Below are 6,179 nucleotides of genomic sequence, written 5' to 3'. Positions count from 1 at the left end.
CGGCAGAACCGGGAAGTGGTGTTTCGTGGATTGGCCGCCCCGGGACCGTCCGCGCCGATGCGTGTCCGGTGCTCCCTGTCGAGCGACTAGAGAACACTACGCCCATCCGGGGCGACAGGCAAATCGGCGCCTTGGACGATCCGGGTGCAGAGCGCGCGGCCGGCCTTCACGTACTCGCCGTTGGGGTGGTCGTTGCTGGTGACCCAGTGCCGGGCCACGGCCTCGTCCCGGCCACCGGCGCGGTGGCGGCCGAGCAGACGCTGCTCGCGGACGGCGTCGTCGGTGTCCACGTACCAGAGCTCGCGGAGCAGCCGCCGGGCCTCGGGCCAGGGGTGCTCGGTGGCGGCGAGGTAGTTGCCCTCGGCGATGACGAGGCGCGCGTGCGGCGGGACGACGTGGCGGGCGGCCACCGGTTCGTCGAGGTCCCGGTCGAAGTCGGGGACGTAGATGTCCTGGAAGCGCTCGGCGGCGACCCGGCGAAGCAGCGCGACGTAGCCGTGGGCGTCGAAGGTGGCGGGCGCGCCCTTGCGGTGGCTCAGGCCGAGCCGGTCGAGCTGGGCGGCGGAGAGGTGGAAGCCGTCGAGCGGAAGGTAGGCGGCGCTGCCGGGGCCCTCGACACGTTCGACCTCGGCGATCAGATACCGGGCGAGGGTGGACTTGCCGGCACCGGGCGGGCCGGCCAGTCCGAGGATCGTACGAGCGCTGCTGCCCGGACCCCGAAGGAAACCGAGGGCGAGGGTGGTGAGGCTGTCCTCGTTCATGGGCGCACCCTACTCACCGTTTCCGCCCGTTCTCACCGTGCGTCGAGGGCGGGCAGTTCCAGGGTGAGGGTGCCGGAGTCGGCGTCGAGCAGGGCCGGGACGCCGAGCGGGACGGTCAGGGTGGACGGGCTGTGGCCGAAGCCCAGCTCCCAGAGCACGGGTATCCCGAGCGGGCCGAGGCGGTCGAGCATGACGGCCTTGACCCGTTCCGGCCGTCCGCAGCCGTCCCAGGAGCCGAGGGCGATGCCGGTGACTCCGTCGAGTGCGCCGGAGCGGAGCAGCTGGGTGAGGATCCGGTCGAGTTGGTAGGGCTGCTCGTTGACGTCCTCCAGGACCAGGACGCAGCCGGCGAAGGACGGGCGGGCGGCGGGGGTGCCGCGTTCGGCGGCGAGGACGGAGGCGCAGCCGCCCGCCGTGACGCCCCGGGCGCGGCCCGGGACGAGGGCGGTCGCGGTGGACGAGGTGAGCACGGTGGTGGCCGTGGGTTCGAAGAGGGTCCGGCGCAGGTGTTCGGCGGTGGGGCCGTCGGTGGTGAAGGAGGCGGCCGCGCCCATCGGGCCGTACAGGGTGGCGATGCCGAGCCGCTGGGCGAAGGCCTCGTGCAGGGAGGTGGCGTCGCTGAACCCGACCAGCGGCTTGGGCGGTACGGCCCGCATGGCCCGCCAGTCGAGCAGGTCGACCATGCGGTGGACTCCGTAGCCGCCCCGGGCGCAGATGACGGCGTCGACCGTGGGGTCGAGCCAGGCGGCCTGGAGGTCGGCGGCCCGGTCGGCATCGGTACCGGCGAGGTGGCCGAGGACGGGATGGGTGTCGAGGACGTGCGGGGCGACGGTGACCCTCAGCCCCCAGGAGCGCAGGATCGCGCATCCGGCGGTGAGCCGCTGCGGGTCGATCGGGCTGCTGGGGGCGACCACGACGACGTGGTCCCCGGGGCGGAGGTGCGGCGGGCGGGTCAGCCCTCGGCCGGGCGTGGTCGGGTGCTGGTCCATGGCCGGGTTCCTTCCGGGAAGGTGTGCGGGGGGTGCTGGGTGGTGCGCGGAGCGGAGGCGGTCTCCGGGCCGTCCCGCGGACGGCCCGGAGAAGGTATGCCCCGCTGCCTTCAGACTGACCCCATCACGGCCCTGACCTCGGCGAGCGTGGCGTCGGCGACGGCGTTGGCCCGCTCGGCGCCGTCGCGCAGCACCTGCCGGATGTAGCCGCGGTCGGCGGCGAACTCGGTGCGGCGGGCGCGGATCGGGCGGAGGTACTCGTTGACGGACTCGGTCACCGTGCGCTTGAGCGCGGCGCCGCCGCCGTCGCCGAGCTCCTCGGCGATCTGCTCCGGGGCCCGGTCCTGGCAGAGCGCGGCGAGCAGGACGAGGCTGGAGACCTCGGGGCGGCCGGCCGGGTCGTAGCTGATCCGGCGTTCGGTGTCGGTCCTGGCGCCCCGGATCAGGCGGGCGGTGGTGTCCTCGTCGGCGGAGAGCGAGACGGCGTTGCCGCGGCTCTTGCTCATCTTGCCTCCGTCGGTGCCGAGCAGCAGCGGGGCGGCGGAGAGCAGGGCCTCGGGGCGGGGGAAGACGCCGGTGCCGTCCGGGTGCGGGTAGCGCTCGTTGAAGCGGCGGGCGACGGTGCGGGCGACTTCGAGGTGGGGCAGCTGGTCCTGGCCGACGGGGACGAGGTTCGCCTTGCAGAAGAGGATGTCGGCGGCCTGGTGGACGGGATAGGTGAACATCAGGCCGTTCACGGCGGCCTGGCTGGAGTGGGCGATCTCGTCCTTGACGGTGGGGTTGCGGCCGAGTTCGGCGACGCTGACCAGGCTGAGGAAGGGCAGCAGCAGCTGGTTGAGGGCCGGCACGGCGCTGTGGGCGAAGATCGTGGCGCGGTCCGGGTCGAGGCCGGCGGCGAGGTAGTCGAGGACGAGGTTCTCGGAGTGCTCGGCGAGCCGGTCGGCGATGTCGCGGTCGGTGATGACCTGGTAGTCGGCGACCACGACGAACATCTCGACGCCGAGGCGCTGGAGACGGACCCGGTTCTGCAGGGTGCCGAAGTAGTGGCCGAGGTGGAGTGGGCCGGTCGGCCGGTCCCCGGTGAGGACGCGGTGGGCGGCCGGGTCGCGGTGCACCTGCTCGGCGAGGTCGGTGCCGGGGCCTTCGGCAGGGCGGTCGGCGGGGTCGGCGGGGCGTTCGGCGGCGGGACCGGTGACGGTCATGCGGTGGCTCCTCGGTGCGGCGGTGGTGGTGGCCGTCCGGGGTGCGGGCCCGTCCCGCGGGAAACGCGGCAGGGCCGTCCATCCCGGACGGCCCTGGTCAGGTGTGTGCTGGTGGCCGTCCTAGGACGGCCACCAGCACAGACCCGCGAAGCTCTTCATGCTCCCGAGGATAGCGTCAGTCCTCCACGATCAGCGCGGGGGTGTCCTTGCGCAGCGTCTCGCCGCGGAAGAACTCCGGCCGCAGCTTGCCGTACCAGGTCATCAGGACGGCGCCGAGCAGCAGGATGCCGACGCCGATGACGAACACCGAGCCGATGCCGAAGACGGCTCCGCTGCCGTAGTCCGGGTTCCACGCGTCGGTGAGGGTCTGCACGAAGACCGCGCTGAGCAGTGCACCGCCGAGGAGCGGGGCGACGCCCTTGACCAGCAGGTCGCGCAGGCTGCCGCGGAGCGAGCCGCGGAAGTACCAGACACAGGCGAAGGCGGTCAGCGCGTAGTAGAAGCAGATCATCAGACCGAGGGCCAGGATGGTGTCCTGAACGACGTTCTCGCTGATCAGGCTCATGCCGACGTAGAAGACGGCGGTGGCGATGCCGGCCGCCACGGTGGCGTAGCCGGGGGTGCGGAAGCGCGGGTGGACCGCGCCGAAGCGCGGCGGCACGGCCCGGTAGGCGCTCATCGCGAGCAGGGTGCGGGCCACCGGGATGAAGGTGGTCTGCAGGCTGGCGGCGGCGCTGGCGACGACCGCCAGGAAGAGCAGGATGCTCCACGGCGAGCCGAGCACCGGCCGGGCCAGCGCGGAGAAGACGTTGTCGGCGGTGGCAGGGTTGCCCAGGCCGGTGCCGGTGGTGCCGACGCCCGCGAACATCTGGGCGGCGATCGCGACCAGCAGGTACGAGCCGACCAGCGTGACCATGGAGATCATCGCGGCCCGGCCCGGGGTCTTGGCACTGCCGAGGGTCTCCTCGTTCATGGTGAGGCAGGTGTCCCAGCCCCAGTACATGAAGATCGAGAGCGACAGGCCGGCGGTGAAGGCGCTGAACGAGCTCACTTGGAGCGGGTTGAGCCAGGACGCCGAGAAGCCGATCGAGTGCGGCAGGTCGCCGGAGACGGCCTTGCTGATGGCGATGCCGGAGAAGAGCAGCAGCACCGCGAGTTGGAGGCCGACCAGGCTGTACTGGAACCACTTGGTGGCCGTCATGCCCCGGTAGCTCATCGCGGTGGCGCCGGCGATCAGCAGGACCACCGTGAGCAGATGGACGGCCTTGTTCTGGTCCAGCTCCGTCACCCGACTGCTGCCGGTCATCTCGCCGAGCATCAGGTAGAGGAAGTTGGTCGCCACCCCGGCCAGGTTGGAGAGCACGATGATGGTGGCGACCGTCAGGCCCCAGCCCGCCATCCAGCCGATCCGGGGGCCGAAGGCCTTGACCGTCCAGGTGAAGGACGTGCCGCAGTCCGGGAAGTCCTTGTTGAGCTCCTTGTACGCGAACGCGACCAGCAGCATCGGCAGGAAGCCGGCCAGGAAGACCGCAGGCATCTGCACGCCGACGGCCGTGACGGTCGGCCCCAGTGTCGCGGTCAGGCAGTAGACCGGGGCGACTGTGGAGACGCCCAGGACCACGCTGCCCAACAGGCCGACCGAGTTGCCCTGTAGACCCTTGTCCCCCGTTGCCCCCGCCGCACCCTGCTCGGGAACGCCACCACTGGTGCCACTGACCGGGGCACCCTGCGGAGCGACGGGCGCCGTTGCCCGTCCGCTGCTTCCGTGCTCTGAGAGCTGCTGATCAAACACCAGCGCACCCTAGGTGGGAGCAGTGAAGGTTGTGTAGGCCAACCCCTGGTGATCTAAGCCACTCACTTCGATTCCTTCGCATCGCGGGAACGATAGGCGATGTATTAACGGCTTGTTAACCGGTGTACCTTTGTTTCGAAGGGTTGGCGTCAAGTTGATTTATTCCTTATGTCATGCTTTGAGACGTTTTACCCCTCGACCGAAAGCGGCCCTTCCACCCCTTTCGCACAGCTGGGATAGGTTTGCCTCACCTAACCCCGATCGCGAAGGAGCGTCGCGTGGCCCCCCACCCCGCCGACCTGACCCTCGTCAGCCGGACCTCCGCCGACCGGCCCCCGGCCGGCCGCACCCCCTCCCGGCGGAGGTTCCTCGCCGCGGGCCTCACCGGCGGTGCCGTCCTCGGTCTCGGCGGGCTGCTCAGCGCCTGCGGCGGGTCCGGCGGACCGGCCGGACCGGGAGGCTCGACGCAGGCCTCGTCCGGCTCGTCGCCGAACCAGAAGTCGGTCAAGCAGGGCGGCGACGACTACGCCGGCGTGATCGAGAAGATGAAGGGCTTCGGCACCGACGCCGCGCCCGGCGTCTACCCGCGCACCATCAAGCACGCCATGGGCGAGACCGTCATCCCGGCCAAGCCCGTCCGGGTCGTGGTGCTGGACACCGGTGAGCTCGACAACGTGGTCTCGCTGGGTATCCAGCCGGTCGGCGTCGTCCACACCGACGGCTCCAAGACCATGCCGTCCTACCTCAAGGACACGGCCGGCAACCCGGCCGGCGTCGGCACCATCAACAGCCTCAACCTGGAGGCCATCGCCGCGCTCAAGCCCGACCTGATCCTCGGCAGCCAGCTGCGCGCCCAGGACCAGTACGCCCAGCTCTCCAAGATCGCGCCGACCGTCTTCTCGCTGCGCCCCGGCTACCCGTGGAAGCAGAACTTCCAGCTCAACGCGAGCCCGTTCGGCCTGGAGGCGGAGGCCGGGGCGCAGCTCGACGCGTACCGGAGCGCGGCCACCGCGATCGGTGCCGAGCTCGGCGACAAGCGGCCCACCATCACGCCGCTGCGCTTCATGCCGGGCAGGACCCGGCTGTACGCGGAGCTGTCCTTCATCGGCACCATCCTCACCGACGTGCCGCTGCCGCAGCCCCGGATCGAGCAGGTCAAGGAGCTTGCGGTCGAGATCAGCCCCGAGCAGATCGACCAGGCCGACGCCGACTGGATCTTCTACGGCGTCTACGGCTCGCCCAGCTCCACCAACCAGGACGCGGTGCTCGGCGGCGCGCTCTGGAAGACCCTCGGCGCGGTCAAGTCCGGCCAGGCGCGGCCGGTCTCGGACGAGACGTGGTTCCTCGGGCTCGGCGTCACCGCGGCCAACGCGGTGCTGGCCGACCTCAAGGGCTTCGTCGCGCCCGGCGCCTGATTTCCACCGCTCCGAGGTGA

General features: G+C 71.3%; 5 protein-coding genes. 1 reads left to right on the top strand and 4 read right to left on the bottom strand.

Features of this window, described 5'->3' with window-relative positions:
* Positions 1 to 86: 86 nt before the first annotated feature.
* The 4 genes from ACIQIB_RS19680 to ACIQIB_RS19665 form a co-directional block, all read right to left on the bottom strand.
* Complete coding sequence (locus ACIQIB_RS19680) at positions 87 to 761, bottom strand: nucleoside/nucleotide kinase family protein (protein WP_400759285.1); 675 nt, start codon at positions 759 to 761, stop codon at positions 87 to 89.
* Positions 762 to 793: 32 nt separating this feature from the next.
* A complete protein-coding gene (locus ACIQIB_RS19675) occupies positions 794 to 1,750 on the bottom strand; it encodes an LD-carboxypeptidase (protein WP_400655760.1) in 957 nt (318 codons plus the stop codon).
* A 110-nt stretch (positions 1,751 to 1,860) separates the two neighbouring features.
* The gene (gene trpS, locus ACIQIB_RS19670; RefSeq protein WP_400759282.1) at positions 1,861 to 2,952 is read right to left on the bottom strand and encodes a tryptophan--tRNA ligase; all 1,092 of its coding nucleotides are present in this window, start codon (positions 2,950 to 2,952) and stop codon (positions 1,861 to 1,863) included.
* A 175-nt stretch (positions 2,953 to 3,127) separates the two neighbouring features.
* Complete coding sequence (locus ACIQIB_RS19665; RefSeq protein ID WP_400759293.1) at positions 3,128 to 4,585, bottom strand: APC family permease; 1,458 nt, start codon at positions 4,583 to 4,585, stop codon at positions 3,128 to 3,130.
* Between the two features lie 458 nt (positions 4,586 to 5,043).
* On the opposite strand from ACIQIB_RS19665, the gene ACIQIB_RS19660 reads away from it, so the two are divergent.
* On the top strand, positions 5,044 to 6,159 hold the full coding sequence (locus ACIQIB_RS19660) for an ABC transporter substrate-binding protein (RefSeq protein WP_400655778.1): 1,116 nt from the start codon (positions 5,044 to 5,046) through the stop codon (positions 6,157 to 6,159).
* Positions 6,160 to 6,179: the final 20 nt, after the last annotated feature.

The organism is Kitasatospora sp. NPDC092286 (genome assembly GCF_044755565.1).
Lineage (GTDB): Bacteria > Actinomycetota > Actinomycetes > Streptomycetales > Streptomycetaceae > Kitasatospora.
This window is presented reverse-complemented; position numbering and strand designations above follow the sequence as displayed.

Coding starts and splice junctions, on each gene's coding strand:
- ACIQIB_RS19675 (WP_400655760.1), bottom strand. CDS start 1,750: ATGGACCAGCACCCGACCACGCCCGGCCGAGGGCTGACCCGCCCGCCG.
- ACIQIB_RS19680 (WP_400759285.1), bottom strand. CDS start 761: ATGAACGAGGACAGCCTCACCACCCTCGCCCTCGGTTTCCTTCGGGGT.
- trpS (WP_400759282.1), bottom strand. CDS start 2,952: ATGACCGTCACCGGTCCCGCCGCCGAACGCCCCGCCGACCCCGCCGAC.